We start from the raw sequence: 13,825 nt of genomic DNA on the forward strand, positions 1-13,825 counted from the left end.
CGTGCGGGGGCTCGTGGGGTCGGCCCTGTGGCCGTACGCCAGGCCTCGGCGAGTGCGCGTACGGAGGGGTGGCGGTTCCGGGGGTCGGATTCCGTGGCTTGTCGGGTCACGGCCAGTTGGCCGGGGGTGCCTCGCCACTGGATCTCCTCGTCGCCGGCGTCCAGGAGCAGGCGCAGTGTCCTGCCGAGGTTGAAGACGGTCGTCCGGATGTCGATGACCGAACCGCGTACGAACTCCTCCGGGGCCATGTAGCGCCTGGAGCCGGGGAGACGGCCGGCGTGGAGCGTGAAGGGACCGGGCCGGTATTCGTCGAGGTCGCACAGCCTCATCCGGCGCTCGTCGAAGTCGTACAGCATGCAGCCGTCGTAGAGATCGACGGCCACGAACCCCGCGGCCTCCACGGCGAGATGGGCGTCCAGGATGCTGTCCAGGGCGGCGTGGATCTCGGGCAGCGGGAGGGTGCGGAACCGGGCCATCGGGCTGCCGGGATCGGCTCGGCCGCCGCGATGGGACGTGGTGGGGTGGTACAGGACTTCGCCCTCCACCCAGGGGTGGACGACGGCCTGCCCGTCATCCGTCGTGATGCTGTGGAGCAGGGGCGTGACGGCTGGGTGGGCGACGTGCTGGTGCAGGCTGACGGCCCGGCGCAGCGAGGCGACCGCCGGGGGTTTCGATGCGCTCTTGACGAACCACCTCTGCCCGGCCGACAGGACGCCGTACGAGACGCATCCGGAATCCTGGCCGGCGAAGGTGCGGAAGACCGTTCCGATGTCCGCGAGGTAGGTGTCCAGCCCGGCCACGTGGGCGACGTCGAGGAGGGGGTGGGGGTGCGGTTCCATGCCTGTGATTTTGCCAAGTGCCATTGCTCGGCGCAGTGCTGTCGCTCGCCATTCTCATGCTGGACGCGTACGGCTATCGAACCGGGGAGTTCTCCACGCTCCTGAATCCGGGGTGCGACCCCGGCCCCGTGCATGTTCATGGGCTCACGCCGGAACGGCTCGCCGGTGCGCCCACCTTCGAGGAGGTCGCGCCGGAGGTGGGGCGCTCCTGAGCGAGCGCGTCATGGTCGCCCGCAACGCGCAGTTCGACTACGATTTCCTGGCCCATGAGTTCGCCCGGGTCCGGTCCTGGATAGCGGTGCGCAGGCGGTTGTGCACCCTGGCCCTCAACCGGCTGGTCGGGCCCGCGACGCCCGACCTCAGGCTGGGCACCCTCGCCGCGCACTACGGGGTACGTCAGGAGCGGGCCCACGACGCGCAGGACGACGTGCGGGTCCTCTCCGGCATTCTGCGCGGTTCGCTGGGAACCGCCGGGCAACTCGGTCTGGCGTTGCCGCTCCTGGACTGCCCGCCGCGCCAGGACTACAAGCCGTACGTGCCCAAGACACCCTGTGCGTACCGGAATCCGGGGCGGATGGCACCCGGCGGGGCGTTGGTCCAGGGCATGAAGACCGCCGTCACCGGGGACACCCGGGTGTCCCGCGAGGAGCTGATCGCCCGTTCGGTGGCGGCCGGGTTGAACATGATGACCTCGGTAAGCCGGCACACGAGCGCCGTCGTCACCAACGACCCCGCCGCCGGGTCGTCCAAACTGCGGCGCGCCGTGGAGGAGGGCGTGCCTCTCCTGGACGAGTCGGCCTACCTCCGGTTGCTGGAGAGCGTGCGGGACGGGGAGGCGAAGGGCGCCGTCCGGCAGGAGCGGGGGGACGGGACGCCCATGGGGGAGGCCGCCGTACCACACCGGACCGAACCGGGCCTTCCGGCGCAACGTACGGTCGCGCCGGACGACCCGCCCGCGGCCCGCAAGGGCCGTCCGCTCGCCGCGCGGCGGGTGCTGGTTCTCGGCGGCGGCCATGAGGAGGCCGCCGAGGCGCGTGCTCGGGCCCTGTACATGGGGGCCTCCGCGGCGGTCAACCTCTCGGGCAGTGTGTCCGACGTGGTCGTGCTTCCCGGCGGGGAGACGGACCGGCGCATGAGCCGCGTGGCTGCTCTCGGCCTCCCCGTTCACAGCCCGGACTGGCTGCTCGCACCCATGCCCGCGGTGATGGCCGAGCTGGTGCGCGGTGCGGCCGGGGGTGCGCCGGACGCCGCGGTACTGGTGCGGGGTGCCGTCCTCGACCTGGCCGACAGCGGTGAGGCGTGGACCGTCTCGGCCATGTGGAGTCAGCTGACCCCGTGCGACGTGGACGTCGTCGCCTTCGCGCTCGACGCCGGCGAACAGGTCCGCGGTGACGAGGACTTCGTCTTCTACGGTGAGCCGGAGCATCCCGACGGGACCGTACGGCTCGCCACGGACGGTCCGAACGAGCAGGTCGTCACCGTGGACCTGGCGCGTCTGCCGCTGGAGGTCCACCGGGTCGTCGTCGCCGCCGCGATCGACGGGGCCGCGAGCTTCTCCGACGTCGGAGCCGTGGAGATCACCGCCACCTGCGGGATCGGCGCTGCCCCGGCCGCCCGCGCCACCCTCGACGCGGCCACCACGGAACGCACCATGATCCTCGCCGAGCTCTACCGCCGGGGCGAGGGCTGGCGGATGCGTGTCGTCGGCCAGGGGTACGACCACGGTCTGGCGGACCTGGCCCGCGGCTACGGCGTGGACATCGACGGCTGACCGCCGCCGGAAGCGCCCGTCAGCCAAGCCCGTCCAGGAACGCCGACAGCGCCCCGTACAGCGCCTCCGGGCGTTCCAGGTGCAGGTCGTGGCCGGTGTCGGGGATGCTCACCGCCTGTGTGGCGGGGCGGCGCCGCAGCATCTCGTCGACCTCCTCGGCCGGGATGAAGCTCTTGCGGCCCAGGACGAGCAGGGTGGGGCAGGTGACCCGGTCCCACTCCTCGTGGAAGGAGCGCCGGGCGTTCTCCGTGATCGAGCCGACCATGACGTCCCGGTCGAAGCGTGGCCGCCAGCCGTCGTCGCATTCGTCGAGTCCGGCCGCCCAGCCCGCACCGGCCGGGCCCCCGCCGAAGAACGCGGCAGCCGCCTCGCGGGACGGGAACGGGACCGGCCACGAGTCGAGCCAGCCACCGATGTGCTCGTCGAGGCCGGGGGACGGGCCGCCGGAGCCGGCCTCGACCAGGACGAGCGCGGCGGGGAGGTCCGGGTGGGCGGCGGCGGTCAGCAGGGCGGTGTGGCCGCCCAGCGACTGGCCGGCCAGGACGGGGCGGTCCAGGCCGAGCCGGTCCACGACGGCGACGACATCGGCCACGTACGCGGCGCGGGAGACGTCGTCCGGCCGGCGCTCACTCGCGCCGTGCCCGCGCTGGTCGACCGCGACGACCCGGTAGTGGGGCGCGAGCCGCTCCGCCAGGCCCTCCCATTCGCCGGAGTGACCGGCCAGGCCGTGCAGCAGCACGAGCGGCCGGCCGGGGCCGCCCCGGTCCCGGCAGACGAGCCGGACGCCGTCCCGTACGACGGTGTGCTCGGTCCACGGCATGTCGTCCCCCCAAAAGTGCGGCTGCTCCCGGTGATCATGCCGTATCCCCGCCGTGTGACCGTCGCCCGTCTCCGCCAGGCACCGGCGCCTCCGGACGGGTCCGAGCGTGCCGCCCCGCACCCGGACCCGTCCGCGTGTTCGCCCAGGATCAGTGCCAGCGCCTGTTGCTGTTGCCCTGGCGGGTGCGCAAGGGCCGCCCCGGCGGCGAGCGTGCGGGGTCCCGCGCCTGCTAGAGCCGACGCAGAAGCGCCGCCAGAGTTTCCGTCTCCCGTGCGGAGAGCTTGTCCGTGAAGTGGCGGCGCACGGCGGCCTCCAGGCCGGGGTGCACGGCGGCGATCGTCCGGTTTCCCGCTTCGGTGAGGGTGACGGTGACGCCGTCGGTCCGCTCGCGGGCGATCAGGTCGCGCCTGCTCATGCGGGTGAGCTGGTGCGAGATGCGCGTGCGGTCCCAGCCGAGTGTCGCGGCCAGCTCGCTCTGGCGCAGGGAGCCGCCCGCCTTGCTGAGGCTGACCAGGATCGTGAGGTCGGGCTCGGACAGGCCCGCCGCGTCGGCGGTGTCGGCGATCACGCGGGCCCTGACCACCTCATGGGCGCGCTTGAAGGCGGACCAGAGGTCCACCGGACCCGGTCCGGGCGGCGTGGCTCCACCAGCCGATGTTGACATATCAACTCACTCGTTCCTAGTGTTGAGATATCAACGCTAGCAGGGGCTGTGCTCGGCCGCCCCCGCCCGGCCCGTCCTCCCACGCAAGGATCTCCATGCGCACTCGCCCCCTCGGAAACGGCGGCCCCCGGGTCGCCCCCATCGCCCTGGGCTGCGCCGGCATGTCCGACCACACCGGACCCGCCGACGAGGCCGACGCCATCGCCACGATCCATGCCGCCCTCGACGCCGGGGTCACCCTCATCGACACCGCCGACTTCTACGGAATGGGCCACAACGAGGACCTCATCGGCCGGGCGCTGCGCGGCGGCCGGCGCGAGGAGGCGCTCCTGAGCGTCAAGTTCGGCGGACTGCGCGGGCCGGACGGTTCCTTCGTCGGCATCGAGGGCCGTCCCGCCCACGTCAAGAACGCGCTCGCCTACTCGCTGCGCCGCCTGGGCACCGACCATGTCGACATCTACCGTCCCTCGCGACTCGACCCGGGCACCCCGGTCGAGGAGACGGTCGGCGCCGTCGCGGAGATGATCGAGGCCGGTTACGTACGCCATGTCGGGCTCTCCGAGGTCGGGGCGGAGACCATCCGCCGCGCCCACGCCGTCCACCCCGTCCACGACGTGCAGATCGAGTACTCCCTGTTCAGCCGGGGCCTGGAGACCAACGGCATTCTCGACACCTGCCGCGAGCTGGGGATCGGGGTCACCGCCTACGGCGTCCTCGCCCACGGTCTGCTCACCGGCGGCTACCGGCAGCCCGCCGAGGGCGACCGCCGCGCCGGCTGGCTGCCCCGCTTCCACCCGGACAACCTCCCCGTGAACCTCGCCCTGGTCGACCGGCTCCGGCCGCTCGCCGAGGCGCACCGCGTCACCGTCGCGCAGCTCGCCACCGCGTGGGTCATCGCCCGCGACGGCATCGTCGCCGTCCTGGGCGCCCGCCGCCCGCACCGGATCGACGAGGCGCTGGCGGCGGCCGAAGTCGCCCTGACCGAAGCCGACCTGGCGGCGTTCGACGCGGCCGTCCCGGCCGGCGCGGTGGCCGGGACACGGTACGCCGCACCCCTGATGGCCCTGCTGGACAGCGATTCCTGAAGGCGGCCGCCGGTGAGACCTTCACCATCGACTTCACCGGTACCGCGGACACTCCCAGGACCGGCGTCGGGGAGAACTTCTACTCCGGCTCCACCGAACTCGGTTCGCTCGACGCGTTCACCAGCATCCAGTCGTGCACCGGCAATACGGCCCCCTGCGTCGAGGTGGAGGGGTACGGCCCGAGGGTCCCGCTCGGGGATCTGGGCGGCGGTCAGCCGTTCAGCGGCTCGATCACCCTCCGTGTCGACCCGGAGACCCCGGCCGGCACGGTCACCTGCGCCTACGGGAGCATCGCCGAGGGCGCCGGCGCCGCCTCCGCGTTCCGCCTTCCCATCGGGCTCCTCGACATCGGCCCGGTCCATGTCACCGCCGCCCGCACCGCGTCGGCCTCCGACGACCCGAACGCGGCCAACGACATCTCGGGCGTCGGCTGCACCGGCCTCTCGATCGCCCTGGCCAACTGCGCCTGAGAGGACGCCCGCACCCTCCGCCGGGATAATCCGTGCGGTGAAGGAACGTATGGAGTTGCCGGGCGGGCTGGTCCTCCGCCCCTGGGAGACGACCGACGCCCCCGCCGTACGGGAGGCGTTCGCCGAGCCGGTCATGGAACGGCAGGCGGACGCCCCCGTCGGTTCGGAGTCCGACGCCGAGCGGTGGGTGCGGCGGCGTCAGGACCAGTGGAGCCGGCGGACCGCGTTCGCCTTCGCCGTCGTGGACGCGTCGGACTTCGCGCTCGGGGGTGTGGCCGTGAGCAGCCTGGACACCCGGCACGCCACCGGGTGGGTCTCCTACTGGACCGGTTCCGGAGCACGCGGCAGGGGAGTGGCGACCCTCGGCTGCCGGGCCCTCGCCGACTGGTGCTTCACCGAACTGGACCTTTTCCGCCTGGAGTTGGGGCACCGTACCGACAACCCCGCCTCCTGCCGGGTGGCGCTCGCCTCCGGCTTCGCGGCCGAGGGGCTGCAACGGCGGAAGCTGTTGTACGACGGCGTCCGCTACGACGTCGAGACCCACGCCAGGCTCGTGACGGATCCGGTCCCGTAGGGGCACTACTGTCGCCGGCATGGCCGAACACGATGCCCTCTCCGTCACCCGTGCCGCGTACGACGAAGCCGCGGACCTGTACGCCCGGCTGTTCAGCGACTCGTTGCGCGACAGTCCGCTGGACCGCGCGATGCTCGACGCCTTCGCGGAGTCCGTCGGTGCGGGCGGGCGGGTGGCCGACCTCGGCTGCGGGCCCGGTCATGTCACCGGCCACCTCGCGGGCCTGGGGCTCGACGCGTTCGGCGTCGACGCCTCCCCCGCGATGGTCGAACTCGCCCGCCGGGCCTGCCCCGGACTGCGTTTCACGGTGGGGGAGATGGGCTCGCTCGACGTCGCCGACGGCGCGCTGGACGGCGTGCTCTCGCGGTGGTCGGTCATCCATACACCGCCCGCCGAACTCCCTGGAATCCTCGCCGAGTTCAGTCGCGTACTCGCACCCGGTGGCCATCTCCTGATCGGCTTCTCCGCGACCGACGGCCCCGACCGCCCCACGCAGTCCTTCGACCACGCCGTCGCGACGGCCTACCGCTGGTCGCCCGACCACCTCGCCGGACTGCTGAGCGCCGAGGGACTGGCCGAGACGGCCCGGATGGTTCGTGAGCCCCGGCCGGACGACCGGCGCCAGTTCCGGGAAGTGCATCTGCTCGCCCGCAAGGAGTAGAGCGGGGCGGTGCCCGTACCCAGGGGCGCCTACGGCCCGAAAAATACCCCCAGGGGTATCTCTGTTACGGTGGAATCCGGATACCCCCCGGGGTAATGAGCCGAGCGTGATGGAGGGAGCCGACCATGTTCTTCGTGGACACCCTGGAGACCGAGGGCCTGGGCAACCGCAGCTACCTGGCCGGCGGGAGGACGACGGCCGTCGTCGTCGATCCGCCGCGCGACGTCGAGCGGGTCCTCGCGGCGGCGGCCGCACGGGGCGTGCGGATCGGGTACGTGGCGGAGACCCATGTGCACAACGACTACGTCACCGGCGGCCCGGAGCTGGCCCGGCTGACCGGCGCCCGGTACCTGGTGCCCGCGGCGGCCCGGGTCTCCTTCGCGCGGGTCCCCGTCGCGGACGGCGACCGGATCGCCGTGGACGCGGGCCTGGAGCTGAGGGCCCTGGCCACCCCCGGGCACACCCCGCACCACACCTCGTACGTGCTCGCCGAGGACGGGCGGGAGATCGCGGCGTTCACCGGCGGCTCACTGCTCATCGGTACGGTCGGGCGCCCCGACCTCGTCGAGCCCCGGCTGACCGAGCGGCTGGCCCGCGCCCAGCACGCCTCCGCCCACCGGCTCGCCGGGGAGCTCCCCGACGACGTCCGGGTCCTGCCCACCCACGGCTTCGGCAGCTTCTGCTCCTCGGCGCAGAGCGAGGGCGACACCACCACCATCGGCGCCGAGCGGCGGGGGAACGACGCCCTGACCCAGGACGTCGACACCTTCGTGGCCGGGATGCTCGCCGGGCTTGAGGACGTGCCCGCGTACTACGCGCACATGGCGCCCCTCAATGCCGGAGGTCCGGCCCCCGTGGACCTGACCCCGCCGGGGACCGCCGACGCGGAGGAGATCGCGCGGCGCCTGGCCGCCGGTGAGTGGGTCGTCGACCTGCGCAGCCGTACCGCCTTCGCCGAGGGGCATGTGGCCGGCACGTACAACTTCGAGGGCGAGGGCAAGCTCGCCACGTATCTGGCCTGGCTGATCCCGTGGGGCAGGCCGGTGACCCTGCTCGCCGCGTCCGCCGGGCAGCTCGCGGACGCCCAGCGGGAGCTGGTCCGGGTCGGCATCGACCGCCCGGCCGCCGCCGCCACGGGCGGCCCCGACGCCTGGCTGCGCGAGGGCGAGGAGCCCCGCTCCTTCCCCCGCGCCGACTTCGCCGCCCTGAAGCGGGCCCGCGAGCTGGGTGAGAAGGCCGTGGTGCTCGATGTGCGCCGCGCCTCGGAGCGCGCCGAGGGGTACGTACGGGACTCGGTGCACATACCCGTCCACGAACTGCGCGAGCGCTCCGGCGAGGTGCCGGACGGGGTGGTGTGGGTGCACTGCGCCGGCGGGATGCGTGCGGCGATCGCCGCGTCGCTCCTGGACGCGGAGGGCCGCGCGGTCGTCGCCGTCGACGACGGGTTCGAGGGAGCCCGGCGGGCGGGGCTGACGGTGGTGCCCGGCGTCGCCGCGCGTCCGGCCGGGGCGCCGGAGAGCGCCCGGCACGCGGACGCCGGCGCGCCCGCGACCTCCCCGGAGAACGGCCGCCGCGGCGGCCCCTCGGCGTGACCGCGCTGATCCTCGCCCTGGCCGCCGGGGCCGTGGCCGGTCTGGCGCTCGGTGCGCTGGGCGGGGGCGGAAGCGTCCTGGCGATCCCCGCCCTCGTCTACCTGCTCGGCTTCAGCCCGGCCGCCGCGACGACCGCGAGCCTGCTCATCGTCACCGCGACCTCCGCGACCGCCTTGTACGCGCACGCCCGCGCCGGACACGTCCGCTGGAAGGCCGGGGCCGCGTTCGCCGCGGCGGGCGTCGTCCCCGCCGCGCTGGCCGGCGTCGCCGCGACCCGGCTCCCGCAGGCCGTCCTCACCGCGGCCTTCGCCGCGCTCGCCTCCCTCGCCGCGCTACGGATGCTGCGCCCCGGGCCCGAGGGGGCGCGGGGAGAGGTGCGGCCGCTGCGTGCCGGGGGAGCCGGGGCCGGCCTCGGCGCGGTGACCGGGCTGCTGGGCGTGGGCGGCGGTTTCCTGGCCGTCCCCGCCCTGGTGACCGTCCTGGCCTTCGAGATGCGGGCCGCCGTCGGGACGAGCCTGCTGGTCATCACCGTGAACTCGCTGGCCTCCCTGGTCACCCGCTCCGGTGGCGCGGCGGGCATCGACTGGGCGGTGACGGCTCCGTTCGCCGGCGCCGCGATCCTGGGCGCGTGGGACGGGAAGCGCCTCGCGGCACGGGTTTCCGGGAGCGTGCTCCAGCGGCTGTTCGCGTGGGTGCTGCTCGCGGTCGCCGCGTTCATGCTGGTCGACGCGGTGACGTGACGGCGGTGCAGCCCCTCAGGCCAGGGACAGGAACAGCTTCTCCAGGCGGGCCCGCATCTGGTTCCGGTCCACGACCGGCTGCTCGCCGTCGGCCATGCACTGCTGCAGGCCCGTCGCGATGATGGCGAAACCGGCCCGGTCCAGGGCGCGGGAGACCGCCGCGAGCTGTGTGATGACGTCCTCGCAGTCCCGGCCCTCCTCGATCAWCCTGACGATCCCGGCGATCTGGCCCTGAGCCCGCTTCAGCCGGTTGAGCACCGACTTCAGCTCGTCGGCCGCCATGTCCAGCTCCACGGTTCCTCCCTCGTCATACCCCTCGGGGTATATCCTACCGTGTTCGGCTCCGCCGGCCGGTTCGTCCCGTGCGGTGCGCCCGGCCTCCCCGTACGGCGTACACCCGCTTGTGGGGCCCCGTACGCCGGGTGAGGGTGGCGGTGCTCGGGCCCGCGCGCGGGCCGGGCCGTCAGGCCGTCGCCGCGAGGGAGACCGACATGCCGCAGGACACCGACGCCAAGCCCGCCGAGCAGACCGTGGCCCGTGCCAACCAGGCGGTGCGGCGCGACTACCCCTTCGACGACACGCAGGACCTGGAGGACGCGCGGCGCGGCTTCATGGGCACGGCACCCGACCCGCTGATCCGTGACGCGGCGGGAGGCGCCGTCTGGGACCTGGAGGCCTACGGCTTCCTCGACGGGGAGTGCCCGGACACGGCCAACCCGAGCCTGTGGCGGCAGAGCCGGCTGTGCTCGGAGCACGGTCTGTTCGAGGTGACCGAGGGCATCTACCAGGTCCGCGGCTTCGACCTGTCCAACATGACGATCGTCGAGGGCGAACGCGGTGTCCTCGTCATCGACCCCCTGGTGTGCGCCCCGACGGCCGCCGCCGGCCTCGCGCTGTACCGCACCCACCGGGGCGAGCGGCCCGTCACGGGCGTGCTCTACACCCACAGCCACGTCGACCACTTCGGCGGCGTGCGCGGTGTGCTGAGCGACGAGGACGTCGCGGGCGGCGTGCCGGTGCTCGCCCCGCACGGCTTCCTGGAGCACGCCGTCAGCGAGAACGTCTACGCGGGTACGGCGATGAGCCGGCGGGCCGCGTACATGTACGGCGCCGCACTCCCCAAGGGCCCCCGGGGCCAGATCGGCGCGGGCCTCGGGCAGACCGTGTCCACGGGGGTGCCGGGGCTGATCCCGCCCACCCTCGACATCACCCGCACCGGGCAGACGGAGACCGTCGACGGCATCCGCATGGTCTTCCAGCTCACGCCCGGCACCGAGGCGCCGGCCGAGCTGAACATCCACTTCCCCGACCTCTCGGCCCTGTGCATGGCGGAGAACGCCACGCACAACCTGCACAATCTGCTGACCCTGCGCGGCGCCCAGGTCCGCGACCCGCGCGTCTGGTCCCGCTACCTCACCGAGTCGGTCAGCCTCTTCGGCGACCTGACGGACGTCGCCTTCGCCTCCCACCACTGGCCCGTCTGGGGCCGCGAGCGCGTGATCGCCTTCCTCTCCGAGCAGCGCGATCTGTACGGCTACCTCCACGATCAGGTCCTGCGCATGCTCAACCAGGGCCTCACCGGGCCGGAGATCGCCGAGCGGATCGAGATGCCGCCCGTGCTCGACAGGGCCTGGCACACCCACGGCTACTACGGCTCCGTCAGCCACAACGCCAAGGCCGTCTACCAGCGTTACCTCGGCTGGTTCGACGGCAACCCGGCCCATCTGTGGCAGCACCCGCCGACCGAGGCGGCCCGGCGGTACGTGGAGTTCATGGGCGGCGCGGCCGAAGTCCTGCGCAGGGCGGGGCAGTCGTTCGACGACGGCGACTACCGCTGGGTTGTGGAGGTCGTCAACCATGTGGTGTTCGCGGACCCGGACAATACGGAGGCGCGCGCCCTGCAGGCCGACGCGCTGGAACAGCTCGGCTACGGCAGCGAGAACGGGACCTGGCGCAACTTCTACCTGATGGGGGCCCTGGAGCTGCGCCACGGCCCGGTGGGCACCCCCACCTCCACCGTCGCGCCCGACGTCCTGGCGGCCCTGACCCTGGAGCAGCTGGCCGACGCGCTCGCGATCCGGGTCGACGGCCCCCGCGCCTGGGACGCGGACATCACCGTCCGCTGGGACATCCACGGCGGCGAACCGCTCACGATGCGGCTGCGCAACGGCGTCCTCACCCATGTCGTGGGCACCGGACCGGCCGTGGGCGAGCCCGACGTCACCATCGCGCTGGCGGAGTCCGATCTGCGGGACGTCCTGGTCGGAGCGGTGCCGCCCGAGGACCTGGCGTCCCGCCCCGGCGTCGAGGTCACCGGGGAGGCCGGCCGGCTGACCGAACTGCTCGGCCATCTCGACGCCCCGGACCCGGACTTCGCCCTCGTCACCCCCTGAGCGGCCGGCCCGCAGCCACGAGACCTGGAGGACCCATGGCCGTACGACACCGTCTGGTCGAAGCCGCGGTGGCGGACGTCTGGAGGGTCCTCGCGGACCCCTCCCGCTACAGCGACTGGGTGGTCGGCACCTCCGACTCACGTCCCCGGAACGGCAGCTGGCCGGAGGTCGGCTCAAGCCTCACCTACGCCCTGGGAATCGGCCGGTGGTCGGTCCAGGGACGGACCGTCGTCCGGCGCTGCGAGGCGCCGCACGTGCTGGAGCTGGAGGCCGACAGCGGGTGGATCGGCACCGCCCGGATCGCCCTGGAGATCCGGCAGTGGGGCGACGACGCCCTGGTCACGCTGGACGAGCACCCCCTGCGCGGACCGGCCGGAAAGCTCCACAACACGGTCGTCGACGCCCTGATCCAACTGCGCCACCGCAGCGTGCTCGCCCGGCTCGCGCAGACCGTCGAGACGTCCCCGAAGGGCACCCGCGAAGAGGTCTGACCCGCCCGCCGCTCGGCTCCCACCCCCTGGAGGCATTGATGCCGGACGCCGTCGTCATCGGCGCGGGACCCAACGGGCTCGTCGCGGGCAACCTCCTCGCCGCCGCGGGGTGGAGCGTCGAGGTGCTGGAGGCACAGCCGGAGCCCGGCGGCGCCGTACGCAGCGACCGCGGGGTGCACCCCGACTACGTGTCCGACCTGTTCAGCGCGTTCTACCCGCTGGCGGCGGCCTCGCCGGTGCTCGGCGGGCTCGATCTCCGTGCGGAGGGGCTGCGCTGGTCGCGGGCCCCCCGCGTCCTGGCGCACCCGCTGCCGGACGGGCGGTGCGCGGTGCTGGAGAACGACGCGCGGGACACCGCGGCGGGCCTGGACGCGTTCGCCGAGGGCGACGGCGCGGCCTGGCTGGAGCTGTGCTCCACCTGGGACCGGGTACGCCGCGATGTGCTGGGCGCGCTGTTCACCCCCTTCCCGCCGGTACGCCCCGCCGTCCGCCTCGCCGCCCGGCTCCGGGCCGCCGACGGCCTCCGGCTCGCCCGGACCCTGCTGCTGCCCGTACGCCGCCTGGGCGAGGAGCGGTTCGGCGGCGAGGCGGCCGGGCTGCTGCTCGCGGGCAGCGCGCTCCACGCGGACCTCGGCCCCGAGGCGGCGGGCAGCGGCGGCTTCGGCTGGCTCATGTCCATGCTCGGGCAGACCTACGGCTTCCCGGTGCCGGTCGGGGGCGCGGGCGCGCTCACGGCGGCCCTGGCCCGCCGTCTGGAGCGGCACGGCGGCGTCCTGCGCTGCGGGGAGCGGGTCACCGAGGTCGTCGTGCGCGGCGGACGCGCCGTCGGCGTACGCACCGCGAAGGGCGAGGCCGTGCCCGCCTCCCGTGCCGTGCTCGCCGATGTGTCCGCGCCGGCGCTCTACGGCGGCCTGGTCGACGCGCACCACCTGCCCGGCCGCCTCCTCGACGACCTGCGCGGCTTCCAGTGGGACTTCGCGACGTTCAAGGTGGACTGGGCGCTGAACGGGCCGGTGCCGTGGACCGCCCGCGCGGCCACCACGGCGGGCACCGTGCACCTGGCGGAGGGCGTCGACGGTCTCACCCGGTTCGCGGCGCAGCTCGCCATGGGGCAGGTGCCGGACCGCCCGTTCCTCCTCTTCGGCCAGATGAGCACCGCCGACGCCACCCGCTCACCGGCCGGCACCGAGGCCGCGTGGGCGTACACCCACGTCCCGCACCGCATCAAGGGCGACGCGGGCGAGGACGGACTGACCGGGCGGTGGGACCGGGGCGAGCAGGAGGCCATGGCCGACCGCATGGAGCACGAGGTGGAGCGCTGGGCCCCCGGCTTCCGCGCCCGCATCGTCGCCCGCCGCCTCCTGGCACCCCCGACCCTCGAATCCATGGACGCCAATCTGTCCGGCGGTGCGATCAACGGCGGAACGGCGTCGGCGCACCAGCAACTGGTGTTCCGCCCCACCCCGGGCACGGCACGGCCCGAGACGCCGGTGCGGGGCCTGTATCTGGCCTCCGCCTCGGCGCACCCGGGGGGCGGGGTGCACGGCGCTCCGGGCGCGAACGCGGCACGTGCGGCGATGCGGAGGCGGCTGCGGCGCTGACGCGATGGGCGCGGCGGGAGGGCCGGGGCCCCTGCTCATGCCCCGGCCCGCCCCATGCCCGGACCTGCCTGTTCATCTGATGCGACGGTAGGACGGGCTCACGCGCGGGGGATGAGTACACCTA

General features: G+C 73.9%; 13 protein-coding genes and 1 pseudogene. 10 read left to right on the plus strand and 4 right to left on the minus strand.

What is annotated here, in order from left to right; translation table 11 throughout:
• A partial coding sequence (locus tag EAO73_RS15470) for a serine/threonine-protein kinase (protein ID WP_147972132.1) occupies positions 1-839 on the minus strand: 839 nt, incomplete at its 3' end.
• A gap of 35 nt (positions 840-874) precedes the next feature.
• Between EAO73_RS15470 and EAO73_RS15475 the strand changes: the two are divergent.
• Positions 875-2,610, plus strand: a pseudogene (locus EAO73_RS15475) (TerD family protein); the annotation flags it as partial.
• Positions 2,611-2,629: 19 nt separating this feature from the next.
• Here EAO73_RS15475 and EAO73_RS15480 read toward each other — a convergent pair.
• A complete protein-coding gene (locus EAO73_RS15480) occupies positions 2,630-3,430 on the minus strand; it encodes an alpha/beta fold hydrolase (protein WP_147972133.1) in 801 nt (266 codons plus the stop codon).
• A 229-nt stretch (positions 3,431-3,659) separates the two neighbouring features.
• Entirely contained in the window at positions 3,660-4,049 is a 390-nt protein-coding gene (locus EAO73_RS15485) for a MarR family winged helix-turn-helix transcriptional regulator (RefSeq protein ID WP_191134091.1), read from the minus strand.
• Between the two features lie 140 nt (positions 4,050-4,189).
• Between EAO73_RS15485 and EAO73_RS15490 the strand changes: the two genes are divergently transcribed.
• The 6 genes from EAO73_RS15490 (at position 4,190) to EAO73_RS15515 (ending at position 9,216) form a co-directional block, all read left to right on the plus strand.
• Entirely contained in the window at positions 4,190-5,179 is a 990-nt protein-coding gene (locus EAO73_RS15490; protein ID WP_147972135.1) for an aldo/keto reductase, read from the plus strand.
• 164 nt (positions 5,180-5,343) lie between these two features.
• On the plus strand, positions 5,344-5,649 hold the full coding sequence (locus EAO73_RS15495) for a hypothetical protein (protein WP_224756330.1): 306 nt from the start codon (positions 5,344-5,346) through the stop codon (positions 5,647-5,649).
• Between the two features lie 37 nt (positions 5,650-5,686).
• A complete protein-coding gene (locus tag EAO73_RS15500; protein WP_412074598.1) occupies positions 5,687-6,223 on the plus strand; it encodes a GNAT family N-acetyltransferase in 537 nt (178 codons plus the stop codon).
• 19 nt (positions 6,224-6,242) lie between these two features.
• Positions 6,243-6,884: a class I SAM-dependent DNA methyltransferase gene (locus EAO73_RS15505; RefSeq protein ID WP_147972136.1), complete on the plus strand. Its 642-nt coding sequence runs from the start codon at positions 6,243-6,245 to the stop codon at positions 6,882-6,884.
• 125 nt (positions 6,885-7,009) lie between these two features.
• A complete protein-coding gene (locus EAO73_RS15510) occupies positions 7,010-8,476 on the plus strand; it encodes an MBL fold metallo-hydrolase (protein WP_224756331.1) in 1,467 nt (488 codons plus the stop codon).
• A complete protein-coding gene (locus tag EAO73_RS15515) occupies positions 8,473-9,216 on the plus strand; it encodes a sulfite exporter TauE/SafE family protein (protein ID WP_147972137.1) in 744 nt (247 codons plus the stop codon). Before EAO73_RS15510 ends, EAO73_RS15515 begins: the two co-directional genes overlap by 4 nt.
• A gap of 15 nt (positions 9,217-9,231) precedes the next feature.
• Here the strand turns inward: EAO73_RS15515 and EAO73_RS15520 are convergent, their stop codons facing one another.
• Positions 9,232-9,510, minus strand: coding sequence for a metal-sensitive transcriptional regulator (locus EAO73_RS15520; protein ID WP_147972138.1), 279 nt, complete (start codon positions 9,508-9,510; stop codon positions 9,232-9,234).
• Between the two features lie 197 nt (positions 9,511-9,707).
• On the opposite strand from EAO73_RS15520, the gene EAO73_RS15525 reads away from it, so the two are divergent.
• The 3 genes from EAO73_RS15525 to EAO73_RS15535 are packed head-to-tail and all read left to right on the plus strand — an operon-like array spanning position 9,708 to position 13,701.
• Entirely contained in the window at positions 9,708-11,609 is a 1,902-nt protein-coding gene (locus tag EAO73_RS15525) for an alkyl/aryl-sulfatase (RefSeq protein WP_147972139.1), read from the plus strand.
• A gap of 35 nt (positions 11,610-11,644) precedes the next feature.
• Positions 11,645-12,100: an SRPBCC family protein gene (locus EAO73_RS15530; protein ID WP_147972140.1), complete on the plus strand. Its 456-nt coding sequence runs from the start codon at positions 11,645-11,647 to the stop codon at positions 12,098-12,100.
• A gap of 38 nt (positions 12,101-12,138) precedes the next feature.
• A complete protein-coding gene (locus EAO73_RS15535) occupies positions 12,139-13,701 on the plus strand; it encodes a phytoene desaturase family protein (protein ID WP_147972141.1) in 1,563 nt (520 codons plus the stop codon).
• Positions 13,702-13,825: the final 124 nt, after the last annotated feature.

The sequence above is a fragment of the Streptomyces sp. col6 genome (assembly GCF_008042035.1).
In the GTDB taxonomy this organism is placed as follows: domain Bacteria; phylum Actinomycetota; class Actinomycetes; order Streptomycetales; family Streptomycetaceae; genus Streptomyces.